Annotated in this window: 12 protein-coding genes; 8 read left to right on the top strand and 4 right to left on the bottom strand. The window is 66.7% G+C overall.

Going from position 1 to position 13,826, the window contains the following annotated elements; translation table 11 throughout:
- Positions 1 to 9: 9 nt before the first annotated feature.
- Positions 10 to 522: a metallopeptidase family protein gene (locus OVA06_RS12110; RefSeq protein ID WP_268158542.1), complete on the bottom strand. Its 513-nt coding sequence runs from the start codon at positions 520 to 522 to the stop codon at positions 10 to 12.
- Positions 523 to 641: 119 nt separating this feature from the next.
- Between OVA06_RS12110 and OVA06_RS12105 the strand changes: the two genes are divergently transcribed.
- From OVA06_RS12105 to OVA06_RS12090, 4 genes are all read left to right on the top strand, one after another.
- On the top strand, positions 642 to 1,031 hold the full coding sequence (locus OVA06_RS12105; RefSeq protein ID WP_268158540.1) for a DUF3499 domain-containing protein: 390 nt from the start codon (positions 642 to 644) through the stop codon (positions 1,029 to 1,031).
- A gap of 80 nt (positions 1,032 to 1,111) precedes the next feature.
- Positions 1,112 to 1,348, top strand: a complete 237-nt coding sequence (locus OVA06_RS12100) for a Trm112 family protein (RefSeq protein ID WP_056081880.1) — start codon at positions 1,112 to 1,114, stop codon at positions 1,346 to 1,348.
- Between the two features lie 128 nt (positions 1,349 to 1,476).
- The gene (gene ahcY / locus OVA06_RS12095) at positions 1,477 to 2,955 is read left to right on the top strand and encodes an adenosylhomocysteinase (protein ID WP_268158536.1); all 1,479 of its coding nucleotides are present in this window, start codon (positions 1,477 to 1,479) and stop codon (positions 2,953 to 2,955) included.
- 90 nt (positions 2,956 to 3,045) lie between these two features.
- Positions 3,046 to 4,284 (top strand): L,D-transpeptidase, encoded by a 1,239-nt coding sequence (locus tag OVA06_RS12090; protein ID WP_268158534.1) that lies wholly within the window; start codon positions 3,046 to 3,048, stop codon positions 4,282 to 4,284.
- Positions 4,285 to 4,286: 2 nt separating this feature from the next.
- Here the strand turns inward: OVA06_RS12090 and OVA06_RS12085 are convergent, their stop codons facing one another.
- Positions 4,287 to 5,087, bottom strand: a complete 801-nt coding sequence (locus OVA06_RS12085; RefSeq protein WP_268158532.1) for an RDD family protein — start codon at positions 5,085 to 5,087, stop codon at positions 4,287 to 4,289.
- A gap of 72 nt (positions 5,088 to 5,159) precedes the next feature.
- On the opposite strand from OVA06_RS12085, the gene OVA06_RS12080 reads away from it, so the two are divergent.
- Together OVA06_RS12080 and OVA06_RS12075 are read left to right on the top strand one after the other, a co-directional pair.
- On the top strand, positions 5,160 to 6,152 hold the full coding sequence (locus OVA06_RS12080) for a stage II sporulation protein M (RefSeq protein WP_268158530.1): 993 nt from the start codon (positions 5,160 to 5,162) through the stop codon (positions 6,150 to 6,152).
- A 126-nt stretch (positions 6,153 to 6,278) separates the two neighbouring features.
- Positions 6,279 to 7,541 (top strand): TIGR01906 family membrane protein, encoded by a 1,263-nt coding sequence (locus tag OVA06_RS12075; RefSeq protein WP_268158528.1) that lies wholly within the window; start codon positions 6,279 to 6,281, stop codon positions 7,539 to 7,541.
- Here OVA06_RS12075 and OVA06_RS12070 read toward each other — a convergent pair.
- Both OVA06_RS12070 and OVA06_RS12065 read right to left on the bottom strand, forming a co-directional pair.
- Positions 7,532 to 9,361 (bottom strand): AMP-dependent synthetase/ligase, encoded by a 1,830-nt coding sequence (locus OVA06_RS12070; protein ID WP_268158526.1) that lies wholly within the window; start codon positions 9,359 to 9,361, stop codon positions 7,532 to 7,534. The two genes, OVA06_RS12075 and OVA06_RS12070, sit on opposite strands and share 10 nt — an antisense overlap.
- A gap of 66 nt (positions 9,362 to 9,427) precedes the next feature.
- Positions 9,428 to 11,167, bottom strand: a complete 1,740-nt coding sequence (locus OVA06_RS12065) for a dolichyl-phosphate-mannose--protein mannosyltransferase (RefSeq protein WP_268158524.1) — start codon at positions 11,165 to 11,167, stop codon at positions 9,428 to 9,430.
- 46 nt (positions 11,168 to 11,213) lie between these two features.
- On the opposite strand from OVA06_RS12065, the gene rsmI reads away from it, so the two are divergent.
- Together rsmI and OVA06_RS12055 are read left to right on the top strand one after the other, a co-directional pair.
- Entirely contained in the window at positions 11,214 to 12,089 is an 876-nt protein-coding gene (rsmI, locus tag OVA06_RS12060) for a 16S rRNA (cytidine(1402)-2'-O)-methyltransferase (RefSeq protein ID WP_056081857.1), read from the top strand.
- A gap of 193 nt (positions 12,090 to 12,282) precedes the next feature.
- Entirely contained in the window at positions 12,283 to 13,782 is a 1,500-nt protein-coding gene (locus OVA06_RS12055; protein WP_268158522.1) for an NAD-dependent succinate-semialdehyde dehydrogenase, read from the top strand.
- The last annotated feature ends 44 nt before the right edge of the window (positions 13,783 to 13,826 follow it).

The following is a 13,826-nucleotide window of genomic DNA, read 5'->3' as shown; positions in this document are numbered from 1 at the left end:
CCTGCGCGTTCAGTAGCGGCGCCGGTACACCGGGTCCAGGGTTTCGGGCGCCACGCCCAGCATCTCGGCAGTGTGCTCAACGACGACGTCGTGAACCATGTCCTGGAGTTCCTCCACGCCCGGGCAGGCCTGTTCCACTACGCGCCGGTAGACGGTGATCAGCGGCCCGTCATCCCCGGCTGCCGGCGTGTAGGCGCCCATGGGTGCGGGTGCGCCGGTGGCGGCCAGGAGTTCCAGCTCGGGTGGGATTTCATCAACGCCGAACCTGACGCCGTCCAGGGTCTTGCCCCAGATATCGTGCAGCCGCTGGGCCGAGTCCAGCACCATGTCATCGAAGCGGTCGCCGCGCGTTCGGTAGCCGGGGTGCGTGGGCAGCATGACTTCCCCGCGCAGGCCCCGGCCGTGACGGTTCCGATGGCGCCGCATGAAGCTCCGGCCGGCGGCGGACGCCCCGGTGGTGGACTCGACATCCGGGTCAGCCAACCGGACCGTCAGGCCTGAATTCTGGTTCGATGACTGCATACATTGACTTTAAACCCGGACCGGGGATTCCGCGACAGATTCGCCCCGCAGCGAAGGCGCGTCCGGGCAGGGGCCCCAATGCGGCGTTTTGGCGTGGGTGCAGAGTAGTCTGGGATGTCGTGGGAGCTATCCGTCAGTGTTCAAGATCTGCCTGCCGCCAGTCGGCGGTGGCAACCCTGACCTATGTGTACGCGGACTCCACCGCTGTCCTGGGTCCGCTTGCCACATACGCAGAACCGCATTGCTATGACCTCTGTGAGCAACACGCCGACTCGCTGACCGTTCCCCGTGGCTGGGAGGTGTTGCGGCTGGCCATGCCCTCAACTCCGCAGCAGCACGGCCCGGACGATCTCCTCGCGCTGGCCAACGCGGTGCGGGACGCGGCAGCAGTGCCCGCCCAGGCGCCGCAGCAACCCGCGCAGCGCAGCCAGCATTCCGCCTTGGAGGCGCCCGCCGGGGCCGAAGGGACCCGAAGGGGACACCTGCGCATTTTGCGCGAGCCGTCCTAAGCCCTTTCTGGCGGTACGCTGGAACCTGCACACCATTTCCGCTACCGGCGCGAGCGCGCCCGCCAGGGAGCCTGAAGCATATGCCAAAAATCAGTTCCGAACTGTTGTCTGTCCTGCGTTGTCCCGTCACGGGCTCGCCCCTGGTGCAGGAGGGCGAGGAACTGGTGGCCACGGCCGCGGGGGCTGGCGGCGTGAAGCCCCGCTACGCCATCGAGGACGGCATTCCCCTCCTCCTGCCCCCGGAACTCCTGGCAGCCGCGACGGCCGCCGGGTCCGACCAGCACGACTCGGACCCCGCCGAAGGCGCCGTCCGCTAACCCCGCCCGGCCCCGGTGCATGACTCCCGGAGCCCCCTGCGGAACACCAAACAACTGCCATTTCCAGGCCCTCCGGAAACGCTGATGCGGCCTGTTCATGATTTCCCGGACACAGCAAAGGACCATTTATGACCTTCGATTACAAAATTGCCGATATCTCCCTGGCAGAGGCCGGCAGGCACCAGATCCGCCTGGCGGAGCACGAGATGCCCGGCCTGATGTCCCTCCGCGAGGAATTCGGCGCCAGCCAGCCGCTGAAGGGCGCCCGGATCGCGGGCTCCCTGCACATGACGGTACAGACCGCTGTGCTGATCGAGACCCTCACCGCGCTCGGCGCCGACGTCCGGTGGGCGTCCTGCAACATTTTCTCCACCCAGGACGAGGCTGCCGCAGCCGTCGTCGTGGGCAAGGGAACGGTGGAGGACCCCCAGGGCGTCCCCGTCTTCGCCTGGAAGGGCGAAACGCTTGAGGAATACTGGTGGACGGCCGAACAGATCCTCACCTGGCCGGGTGCCGAGGCCAACCCTGAGCTGGGCCCCAACATGATCCTCGACGACGGCGGCGACGCCACCATGCTGGTGCACAAGGGCGTGGAGTTCGAAGCAGTCGGCAACGTTCCGTCGGCAGACCCCACCGACTCCGAGGAATACGGCATCTTCCTCGACGTCCTGCGCCGTTCGCTGGCCGCCGATCCGCAGAAGTGGACCCGGACCGCCGCCACCATCAAGGGCGTCAGCGAGGAAACCACCACCGGCGTCCACCGCCTGTACCAGCTCGCCGAACAGGGCCAGCTGCTCTTCCCGGCCATCAACGTCAACGACTCCGTCACCAAGAGCAAGTTCGACAACAAGTACGGCATCCGCCACTCGCTTCCGGACGGCATCAACCGGGCAACGGACGTCCTCATGGGCGGCAAGGTCGCCGTCGTCTGCGGCTACGGCGACGTCGGAAAGGGCGCGGCGGAAGCCCTCCGCGGCCAGGGCTCGCGCGTGATCGTTACCGAAATCGACCCCATCTGCGCACTCCAGGCGGCCATGGACGGCTACCAGGTGGCCAAGCTTGAATCCGTGCTCGCCCAGGGCGACATCTTCATCACCACCACGGGCAACAAGGACGTCATCATGGCCGAGCACATGGTGGGCATGAAGAACAAGGCGATTGTTGGCAACATCGGCCACTTCGACAACGAGATCGACATCGCCGGACTGGCCAAGGTCCCCGGCGTCAACAAAGTCGAGATCAAGCCGCAGGTACACGAATGGGTCTTTGACCAGGGCACCGGCTCCGAGCGTTCCATCATCGTCCTGTCCGAGGGGCGCCTGCTGAACCTGGGCAACGCCACCGGCCACCCCTCCTTCGTAATGAGCAACTCCTTCGCGAACCAGACCATCGCCCAGATTGAGCTGTGGACCAAGAAGGACCAGCCCGCCGACGAGCGCGAGTACGGGAACCAGGTCTACGTCTTGCCCAAGGTCCTGGACGAGAAGGTGGCCCGCCTGCACCTGGATGCCCTTGGCGTGGAACTGACCGAGCTGACCAAGGACCAGGCCGAGTACCTGGACATCGACGCCGCCGGCCCGTACAAGCCCGAGCACTACCGGTACTAGAAGCCGCCGCCAACAAGCCGTTACCAAGAAGTAAGGTGCCCGGGCGCCCTCCGCGCCCGGGCCGTTACTTCCAGCGCCTAGGATCTGATCATGGAGCCTGAAGTCCAGCCCCGCCGCCCCCGGTCCCTCAAGAAGATGCTCATCATCGCTGTGGTGTGCATCCTCGCGGCTGCCGGCGGTGTGTTCGCCGCCGTCGCCCCCGGCCTCGCCGGCGTGGATCTGGAATCCGAAGCCGGATCCGCTACCCGGACCTCTCCCGGCATCGCGTCACCGGTGGTGGCTGCGGTGAAGTCCGAGGCTTCCCCGGTCAACGGCGCCAAGCAGGTCAACCCCGCGGCTCCCGTGTCGTTGAAGGTCAGCAACGGCACCATCGAGCGCGTGACGCTGACCAGCACTGCCGGCGAAAAAGTGGATGGCAGCATCGACCCTGCCGGCACCGGATGGACCGCCACGGCGCCACTGAAGTTCAACACGGACTACAGCTACACGTTCGTGGTGAAGGACGGTGCGGGACGCGAAACGAGCACCACCCAGCAGTTCAGCACCGTCTCGAGTTCGCACGAGGCTGACGCCGCAGTGTACCCGCTGGACGGCATGAAGGTGGGCGTGGGCCAGCCGCTGCAGATCATCTTCAGCGAACCCGTACTCAACCGGGACGCCGTGGAGAAGGCCATCAAGATTACCAGCAGCGCCGGGCAGGTGGGCGCCTTCCACTGGTACAGCGACAAGATGGTGCGGTACCGGGCGGAAAACTTCTGGGCCGCAAATTCCACCGTCACCATGGACATGCAGATGTTCGGCGTGGACCTGGGCAACGGCCAGATCGCCAATTTCGACAAAAAAGTGAAGGTCAATATCGGGGATAAGAAGGTGGCCGTGGCGGATGCCGCTGCACACACCTTCACCCTCAGCGTCAACGACCAGCCGGTGAAGACGCTGCCCGTCAGCATGGGGGACAAACGGTTCCCGTCAGCCCGCGGCTTTGGCGTCCTCATGGAAAAGAACCGGTTCGACCACTTCCGCGCCTCCAGCATCGGGCTGAAACCCGGCGACCCGGCCTATTACGGTGACGTGGATGTGGAGTACACCATCAGGCTGACGCTCAGCGGGGCCTACATCCACCAGGCGCTTGAATCCGCCTTCCCGTACATCGGCAACACGAACGTCTCGCACGGCTGCATCGGGTTCGCCCCCGACGGCGCCGCCTGGGTCTTCGACAACATGGGCACCGGCGACGTGGTGAACATTATTAACACCGAGGGTGACTACGCCGCCCACGATGACGGATACGGCGACTGGAACATCCCCTGGGCTGAGTACGACAACTGACGTCAGCTGCCGAAAGGCAGCCGCTGCAGCCGCTCGCCGACCTCCGTGTTGCGTTGGCGCTGCCTGACCAGTTTGGAGAGTTCCCGGTTCCGCCGCTCGGCCACGACGGCGGCAAGGTAGTCGTCCGGGCCGGTGCCGGGCGGCGGCCCGGGCGCCACGTGGGCCGCGAGTTCGGTGGCGATAGACGCGGCCATGCCTGCCCGGGAAAGCGGCGCCATCCTGCCGGCCTGCCGGATGAACTGGGACGCCCGGCGTGCGGTGGCATCAGGGACGCGGCCAATATCCGCCGTCCGGGCCCAGGCGTGGAGGCCTGGCGGGATGGAGACCGGAACCGGCCGCTCGGCAGCGACCCGGGTGCGGACTGCGTAAGTTCCCGCCATCAGGTCGCCGAGCCGCCGTGACTTATCGTTGAAGAGTGCCACGGCAATGGCCAGGCCGCCGAAGGTCAGGTAGACCTCCAGGAAGCCGGCCAGCCCACGGATGAGGGCGTGCCGGAAGCGGATGGCCCCGCCGTCGTCCCGCACCACCCGGAGGCCTGCGGCAAGCTTGCCCAGGGACAGGCCCCGGCTCAGTGTTTCCAGCCCCACCGGGACAACCACCAGGCAGAAGACCACGCTGCACAGGACCAGCGCGCGCATGGCGGCCTCGTCCAGGTCCCCGCCGGCGGTGGCGAGGCCGATCAGGATGACCACCAGCAGGACCATGTTGAAGAGGACGTCGAGGAACAGTCCCAGGGCGCGCGCTGCGAAGGAGGCGGGGCGCAGCTCCAGGACCACGGCCTCACCGGTGATGATCGAACCCACGTGCGTATCCGTTTCCTTGCGGCCGATGGTGCAGTCGGTCAAAGTCTAGTGCGGTGCCGCTAGGCTGGTGCCGTGGATATGGACGCCTTTTCCGCCGTCAACGCGGACAAGTGGTCGCGGCTGCACGAGCTTTCCCACAAGGGCAAGCTCAGCGGGCTGGAGGCCGATGAGTTGCTTGCCTTGTACCAGGCCACGTCCGCCCACCTGTCCCTCGTCCGTTCAGTTGCCCCGGAAAGCGGACTGTCCGCGTCCCTCTCAGCCACCCTGGCGCAGGCACGGACACGGTTCACCGGTGCACGGTCCAACCCCATGGCAGACCTGGAGCGGTTCTTCGTCCTCGCGCTGCCGGCAGCGTTCTACCGCCTGGCGTGGCTCACGCTTGCCTGTGGGGCTGCCTTCCTCGTCATTGGCGCCGCCTACGCGGTCTGGATCGGATCATCGCCCGAGGCCCTGCGCGCGGTGGCATCGGAGGCTGCGGCCAAGCAGTACGTCGAAGAAGACTTCATTGACTACTACTCGGAGAACCCGGCTGCTTCCTTCGCCGGCGCGGTGTGGACCAACAACGCCTGGATCAGCGCCCAGGCTGTTGCCCTGGGCATCACCGGTGTATGGGTGCCCATCATCCTTTTCACCAATGCCCAAGGTGTAGGCGTGGCAGCTGGCATCTTTGCCGCCGCCGGCAAGTCGGACGTCTTTTTCAGCTACATCCTTCCGCACGGCCTCATGGAACTCACCGCCGTCTTCATTGCCTGCGCCGCTGGCCTTCGGATCTTCTGGGCCATGGTGTCGCCGGGGCCAAGAACCAGGCTGCGGGCTGTGGCGGAGGAGGGCCGTTCGTTGGTCACCGTGGCGCTGGGCCTGGTCCTGGTGCTCTTCGTGTCCGGCCTCGTGGAAGGTTTCATCACGCCCAGCCCGCTTCCAGCCTGGGCGAAGATTGCCATCGGCGCCGCCGTGCTGGCCTGTTACTGGACATACACCCTGGTATGGGGCCGCCGCGCCTACCAGGCGGGGGAGCGGGGCGACCTGCGCCGCGAGGATGCAGGCTACACGGAAATCGCTGCCTGAATCGTTGTAATTGCTCCGGGGTGGTTCCTCGCCCGCGTCAAGGAGCGGGCGGTAGGCTCAACAACAGATGAAGCGCGCCAGCCTATCCCAGCGCGGCGCGGACACCCCAACGGAAGTGACGCTGTTGTGAAAGACGAGACACCGGCCCGCGCCAAAAACGCCAAGCCGCAGCCTGAACCTTTCCTGGATACGTCAGGGGACTCGGACGAGCCCGCCTTCTCCTGGATGGCGGCTGACTCGGCCGACCGCGACACCGGCAAGGACACCACCCCCCGGGACCGGTCCCTCAATGACGGCACCGGAAAGGAATCCCCGGCACCGGCGCGCACTGCGGACGGCTCCGGAAAGGAGACCCCGATTCCGGTACGCACCGGGGATGGGACCGTCACGGAAGGCGCGGCTGTACCCCTGGACCAGCAGCCGGACAGCAGGTCTGGCCGCCGCGCCGCGGAACCCGCCGACGAACCAGCCGCCCAAAAATCTGCCACTGTGCAGGCCCCTGCAGCCGGGACGTCCGCTGCGGGATCCTCTGCTGCAGCACCATCCGCCACCGGCAAGCCTTCCGGGAAGGGCGACGGCGGGGTGTTCCGCGAACCGCTCCCCACGTCCGCGCTTTCGGTCCGCCCACCCGAGGAGGAAGTGGAGCGGCGCAATGCCGAGCGTGAGAGTGCGGCCAACGCCAAACCTGTAGCACCGAGGGTCATGCAGGTCCTTCTTGCCATCTTCTTCCCGGTGGTCCTGCTGGTGCTCGCGGTCCGCGCAGTCACCAGCCCGCTGTTCCTGTGGATCGAATACAACCGCCCCAGCTTTCCCGGCGACGGTTACGGGTTCAGTACGGACGACAGGATGACCTACGGCTCCTACGCCGTCGACTACCTGAGTAACTGGGCAGGTCCGCGCTACCTCGGCGACCTGGTGCACCGCAGCGGCGACAAACTGTTCAAGGACGGCGAAGTCAGCCACATGGCCGACGTCAAGACCGTGATCCTTTCCACCTTCGGAGCGGGCATCCTGCTGCTGGTCCTGGGCGTCATTGCCGTCCTGTATTTGCGCAAGCGCAGCGCGGGGGGAGTCCGGCGGGGCCTCTTCGCCGGTTCCATTGTCACGCTGGTCCTCATCGTGGGACTCGGCACGCTGGCGTTCCTGGGCTGGCAGCAGTTCTTCACCGAGTTCCACCGGATCTTCTTTGCGGACGGATCCTGGACCTTCAGCCTTGATGACACCCTGATCCGGCTGTTCCCCGGCCAGTTCTGGATGGACGCCGGCATCGTGATCGGGGGCCTGGTGCTCCTCGTCTCGCTGGTGACCCTGATCCTCACCTGGCCCACGCGCCGCCGGCGCGGCGTGGCTCGGGCGGCGGAAGAGACCACGGAGCCCGCTCAGGCGTAAAGCTTGGCCACCTCGGCGTTGAAATCGCTGACGACGGCGGACCGCTTCAGTTTCAGCGACGGCGTCAGGTGGCCGGATTCCACCGTGAACTCCGTGTCCAGGAGCGTGAACCGGCGGATGGATTCGGCCTTTGAGACCGAAAGGTTGGCATGGTCCACCGCTTCCTGGACGGCCGCGAGGACCTCGGCGTCAGTGACGGCGGCCTGGCGCTCCAGCGGCTGCAGCCCGCGCTCCGACCTCCAGTCAGCCAGTCCATCCGGGTCAAGGGTGATCAGCGCTGACACGAACTTTTGGCCGTCACCCACCACCACGGCGTGGCCCACCAGCTGGTGCGCCCTGATGATGTCTTCGAGGGGCCCGGGGGCCACGTTCTTTCCGCCGGCCGTTACCAGGATGTCCTTCTTCCGGCCCGTGACTGTCAGGAAGCCGTCCGGGTCCAGTACCCCGAGGTCTCCGGTGCGGAAGAAGCCATCCACGAACGCGTCGGCATTTGCCTCCGGGTTATTGTGGTAGCCCCTGAACACGCCGATGCCTTTGACCAGGATTTCGCCGTCCTGGGCCACCCGGATGGTGGTGCCCGGAATGGGAATGCCCACGGAGCCAACGCGAGTCCGGGTGGGGGTGTTGGCCGTACACGGCGCCGTGGTTTCGGTGAGGCCGTACCCCTCCAGCACCGGGATGCCTGCACCGCGGAAGAAGTGTGCGTCCTCCAGGGAAAGGTGGCTGGCTCCGGACACGGTGTAGCCCACCTGGCCGCCCAGTGCCTGGCGCAGCCGGGGATAGAGCAGCCGGTCGAATATGCCGTGCCGGACCCGCAGGACGAACCCGGGCCCGGACCCCTCCCCTCGGCTTTGCCGGTCCTGTTCGGTGGAGTAGGAGATCGCTGCTGCTGCGGACGCCTGGAAGAGCCGGCCTTTCCCGGCCAGTACTGCCTTGTGTGCGGCGGTGGCCCGGACCTTTTCGAAGATCCGGGGGACCACCAGCAGGAAGGTGGGCCGGAACGTTCCCAGGTCCTCCAGCAGCTGCGCGGCGCCGGGGGTGTGTCCCAGGGTGGCCCCGGCGGAGAGGCAGACCACCTGCACGGCCCGGGCAAGGACGTGGGCCAGCGGCAGGAACATCAGGGTCCGGGACTGGTCCTGGACCAGGAGCTCCGGCAGGAACGCCACAATGTTCCGGGCCACCAAAGCAAAGTTGCCGTGGGTGATTTCGCACCCTTTGGGGCTGCCGGTGGTGCCCGATGTGTAAACCAGGGACGCGACGTCGTCGAGGCCCGCCGTGCTCCGCTGCCGTTCAAGTTCGGCGTCGCTGACTCCCGCGCCCGCAGCCGACAAGCTGGCGAGGTGCGGTGCTTCGCCGTCGTAATCCATCCGTATGACGTTGACCAGGCGGTCCCGGAGCGTGGCAGAGCCGGCCACCACGCCGCTGACAAGCTCCGCCGTAGCGTGGTCCTGGACAAAGACGCGGCGCGCTCCGGCATCGTGGAGGATCCAGTCCACCTGGCTTGCTGAGGATGTTTCGTAGATGGGGACTGTCACTCCGCCGGCGAACCAGATGGCGAAGTCCACCAGGGTCCACTCGTAGGAGGTGGCCGACATGACGGCTACAGTGTCGCCGGGTTCGAGCCCGCCGGCGATCAGCCCCTTGGCCAGTGCGCTGACGTCCTGCAGGAACTTCCCGGCCGGTACATCCACCCACCCGTTCGGCCCTTTGCGCCGGTACAAAGCATGCGCGGGATTGGCGGCGTTCCGTTCCAGCAACAGGTCCGTTACGTTGCTGGCGGCGTCCAGCCCGACCAACAGTTCAGTGCTTGCTTCTCTCACGACAGGTCTCCGTTCCGCAGCCAGGCCGCGGCAGCGGCGTCCATTGGGGTCTGATGCCATCCTGCCCTAGATCCATGACGGCATCCACATGCGGACCTTCCATGCGTCGTAGGGGATGACCTCCGCTGCCCACACGGGGTAGAAGAAGGCCGACAGCATGATGGCTGCCGCCACGAACAGGACCACCAGGTACAGCCCCGAGCGGCGCCGCCATGGCGGATCGGATGCCCTGCCGAGGACCAGGCCCAGGCAGTAGGCGAGGGCCAGCACCAGGAAGGGCTCGAAGGACACCGCGTAGAAATAGAACATGGTCCGGTCCGGGTACATGAACCACGGCAGGTATCCCGCGGCAACGCCGGCCAGTATGGCACCGGCGCGCCAGTCGCGCCGTCCCGCCCACCAGAAAAGCAGGACAACCAGGGAGATGGCCGCAGCCCACCAGATCAGGGGGTTGCCCACGGAGAGGATGGCCGACGTGCATTTGGCGACGTCGCAGCCGGGGGTGCCCTGCTGGGGGGATTCATAGAAGAACGACGTCGGCCGGCCCAGTACCAGCCAGCTCCAGGCGCTGGCCTCGTAAGGGTGCTCGGAACTCAGGCCCTGGTGGAAGGTGTAGGCCTCCTGGTGGTAGTGGGCGAGTGACCGCACGGCGTCCGGCAACCAGCCCCACGTTGCGGAGGGGTTGGTTTCTGCCCAGTGGCGGAAGTAGGCATTGTCGGACCGGAACCAGCCGATCCACGTCAGCGAATAAACGACGGCGGCCACCGGAACCGTGCTGAAGAAGGCGGGAAGGCCGTCCTTGATGATTCCGCCGCTGACCCAGCCCCGGATGCCCGCCACCCGCCGCGCATTCAGGTCCCAGAAGACGGTGAGCAGCCCGAACCCCGCCAGGAAGAACAGGCCGGACCACTTGGTGCCGACAGCCAGTCCAAGGCAGACACCGGCCGCGATGCGCCACCAGCGGACGCCAAGCCACGGGCCGGACAGCAGTTCTGCCACCGGCGGACGTCCGCCATTGCGTGCCGCAGCAGCGGCCAGCCGGGCAGCGAGCCTCCTCCGGCCATCTTCCCGGTCCATCAGGAGCGCCCCGAATGCCGCCAGGATCCAGAACATCAGGAAGATGTCCAGCAGCGACGTGCGTGACATGACCAGGTGGTGGCCGTCCACTACCAGCAGCAGGCCGGCGGCTCCGGCCAGCGGAAGCGACCTGAAGAGCTTGAGGGCGATAAGGGAGACCAGCAGGACCGAGAGGGTTCCGGTCAGGGCCGCTGCGAAGCGCCAGCCGAAGGGATTGTCGGAGCCGAAGAGCGCCATACCCGCGGCGATCATCCACTTGCCTACCGGCGGATGGACAACGTATTCGGGGGCGTTCAGCAGGACATCCGGATTACCGGCGTTAAAGGAGTCGTTCGCCTTGTCCGGCCAGCTGCGCTCGTAGCCGCTGATGAGGTAGGAGTACGCGTCCTTGACGTAGTACGTCTCGTCGAAGACCAGCTTGTGCGGTGCATCCAGGCGGAAGAAGCGGAGGATTCCCGCCACCACCGCCGTGAAGACGGGCACCAGGACGAACCAGATCCGCAGCGAGGGCGGGTACTCCCGCCATGACCGGACGTTGCCCAGCAGCCGCGTCCGGAGTCCGTCAGCGCTGAAGGCTTCCGCCGGCCGGACCACCCACGGCCGGGACCTGCCGCGTACGGACCGGAGCGGACCTTGTTCACCAAGCCCAGGAAGGGTGCCTGCAGACGCCGCGGGAGCGGGTTGTCCGGCTCCCGGCCGCCGCGTCGAGGTCTGCGTCACGAGCCCCATGCTACCTTTTGCAGCTGGCAGTCCTTCCCAGCAGTAGGCTGGTGGCGTGGATTCTTCCCCCAACACCTCACCAGCCGCCGGCCCTGCGACCCCCGGGCGCATCGTCCTTGCTGCCACGCCCATCGGAAATGTCGGCGACGCCTCCGCGCGCCTGGTTGAGCTCCTGGGGACAGCGGACATTGTTGCCGCGGAGGACACCCGCCGCTTGCACCGCCTGGTCCAGAGCCTCGGCGTCACTGTGGCCGGAAGGATCATCAGCTACCACGAGCACAACGAAGCGACCCGGACCGCGGAACTCCTTGACCAGGTACGGACGGGCAGCACCCTGGTGATGGTGACGGATGCAGGGATGCCGTCGGTCTCCGATCCTGGTTTCCGGCTGGTGGAAGGTGCCGTTGCCGCCGGGCTGACGGTCACCGCCGTCCCCGGCCCGTCCGCTGTCCTGACCGCCCTGGCGCTGTCCGGCCTGCCGACTGACCGGTTCTGCTTTGAGGGTTTCCTGCCGCGGAAAGCCGGTGAACGTGCCGGCCGGCTGGCAGACCTCGCCGGTGAGCGCCGGACCATGGTGTTTTTCGAAGCGCCGCACCGGCTTGAGGTGATGCTCCGCGCGCTGCGGGAGCGTTTCGGGCCGGAGCGGCCCGTCGCTGTGTGCCGGGAGCTGACCAAGACATATGAGGAAGTGATCCGGGGGTCCCTCGACGAGCTGCTGCACTGGGCCGAAAACAACGAGGTCCGCGGCGAGATTGCCGTGGTCCTCGGTGGCGCGCCGGAGCAGGCTGCCGGAACGCCGGAGGACCACGTGGCGGCAGTGAACGAACTGGTGGCCCAGGGCATCAGGCTCAAGGAAGCCGTGGCCGCCGTCGCAGAGGACGTCAGGGTCAGTAAACGTGAGCTGTATTCGGCCGTCCTTGCCGCCCGCTGAGTCCAGCTCGAACCCGTCCGGCCCGTGGAGGAAAGTGCTGTGCAGCTGCACAGTAAACCCGTGATGGGGCAGTGCGCCGGAGCGTAGACCCCTCTCCGTGCCCGCAGTAGTGTGACAGTTAATCGGCCTCCGACGCTCCGCCGCTAAGGCAGGACACCACGGCCGCCACAACCCTACTGACGAGGGAGTCATCGTGACTGTTACTGCACAGGCCGCTGTTACCGCCGACCGTGAAAGCCGGCTTCTGGCCTCCGTTCCCACCGGTTTGCTGATCAATGGCGAGTGGCGTGATGCCGCTTCCGGCAAGACGTTCGACGTCGAGGATCCCGCCACCGGCAAGGTGCTGCTGAGCATTGCCGACGCCGGCGCCGAAGACAGTGCCGCGGCCTTGGACGCAGCGGTGGCTGCACAGGAGTCCTGGGCAAAGGTTCCGCCGCGCGAGCGTGGGGAGATCCTGCGCCGGGCTTTCGAGCTTGTGACTGAGCGTGCCGAGGACTTCGCGCTGCTGATGACCATGGAGATGGGCAAGCCCCTGGCCGAGGCCCGCGGCGAGGTCACCTACGGTGCAGAGTTCCTGCGCTGGTTCTCCGAGGAAGCTGTCCGCGCGTTCGGCCGCTACTCCGTTGCCCCGGACGGCAAGTCCCGCCTGCTGGTGACCAAGAAGCCCGTTGGCCCGTGCCTGCTGATCACGCCGTGGAACTTCCCGCTGGCCATGGCCACCCGCAAGATCGCACCGGCCGTCGCCGCCGGCTGCACCATGGTCCTGAAATCGGCCAACCTGACGCCGCTGACTTCGCAGCTGTTCGCCGCCGTGATGCAGGAAGCCGGACTGCCCGCCGGTGTCCTGAACGTCATTCCCACGTCCACGGCCGGCGCCACGACCGGTCCGCTGATCAAAGACTCCCGGCTGCGGAAGCTTTCCTTCACCGGGTCCACCGAAGTGGGCCGCCGGTTGCTTGCCGATGCGTCTGAAACCGTGCTCCGGACCTCGATGGAACTCGGCGGCAACGCCCCGTTCGTCGTCTTCGAGGATGCTGACCTGGACGCGGCCGTCGCCGGTGCAATGCTGGCCAAGCTGCGCAACATGGGTGAGGCCTGCACCGCTGCCAACCGGTTCATCGTGCACGAGTCCGTCGCCACCGAATTTGCGGAGAAGTTCGCCGCGAAGATGAAGGAGATGACCACCGCCCGCGGCACCGAGCCCGAGTCCAAGGTGGGCCCGCTGATCGATGCCAAGAGCCGGGACAAGGTCCACGAACTGGTTTCCGACGCCGTTGCCTCCGGCGCGAAGGCTGTACTGGGCGGCGCGCCGGTGGACGGCCCGGGCTACTTTTACCAGCCGACCATCCTCTCGGGAGTCAGCGAAGGCACCCGGATCCTGTCGGAGGAGATCTTCGGCCCGGTGGCCCCCATCATCACGTTCTCCAGCGAGGACGACGCCGTCCGCCTGGCCAACAACACCGAATATGGCCTGGTGGCGTACGTCTTCACCAAGGACCTCAACCGGGGTATCCGGATGGGTGAACGCCTCGAAACCGGCATGCTCGGCCTGAACGCCGGGGTGATTTCCAACGCCGCGGCACCGTTCGGCGGCGTCAAGCAGTCCGGCCTGGGACGTGAAGGCGGGCTCGAAGGCATTGAGGAGTACCTCTACACCCAGTACATCGGCATCGCCGACCCCTACGCGGGCTGATCTCTGCGCCGGCAGGAGGGCCGGCGAACGTGGTGGGATCGCCT

Source organism: Pseudarthrobacter sp. SL88 (assembly GCF_026672455.1).
In the GTDB taxonomy this organism is placed as follows: Bacteria; Actinomycetota; Actinomycetes; order Actinomycetales; family Micrococcaceae; genus Arthrobacter.
Note: the sequence above shows the minus strand (reverse complement) of the source record. Positions and strands in the feature narration are given on the sequence as shown.

What these genes read in the sequence shown, in the direction of transcription:
- OVA06_RS12100 (WP_056081880.1), top strand. Translation starts at nt 1,112, where the DNA reads ATGCCAAAAATCAGTTCCGAACTGTTGTCTGTCCTGCGTTGTCCCGTC.
- OVA06_RS12090 (WP_268158534.1), top strand. Translation starts at nt 3,046, where the DNA reads ATGGAGCCTGAAGTCCAGCCCCGCCGCCCCCGGTCCCTCAAGAAGATG.
- OVA06_RS12065 (WP_268158524.1), bottom strand. Translation starts at nt 11,167, where the DNA reads ATGGGGCTCGTGACGCAGACCTCGACGCGGCGGCCGGGAGCCGGACAA.
- ahcY (WP_268158536.1), top strand. Translation starts at nt 1,477, where the DNA reads ATGACCTTCGATTACAAAATTGCCGATATCTCCCTGGCAGAGGCCGGC.
- OVA06_RS12110 (WP_268158542.1), bottom strand. Translation starts at nt 522, where the DNA reads ATGCAGTCATCGAACCAGAATTCAGGCCTGACGGTCCGGTTGGCTGAC.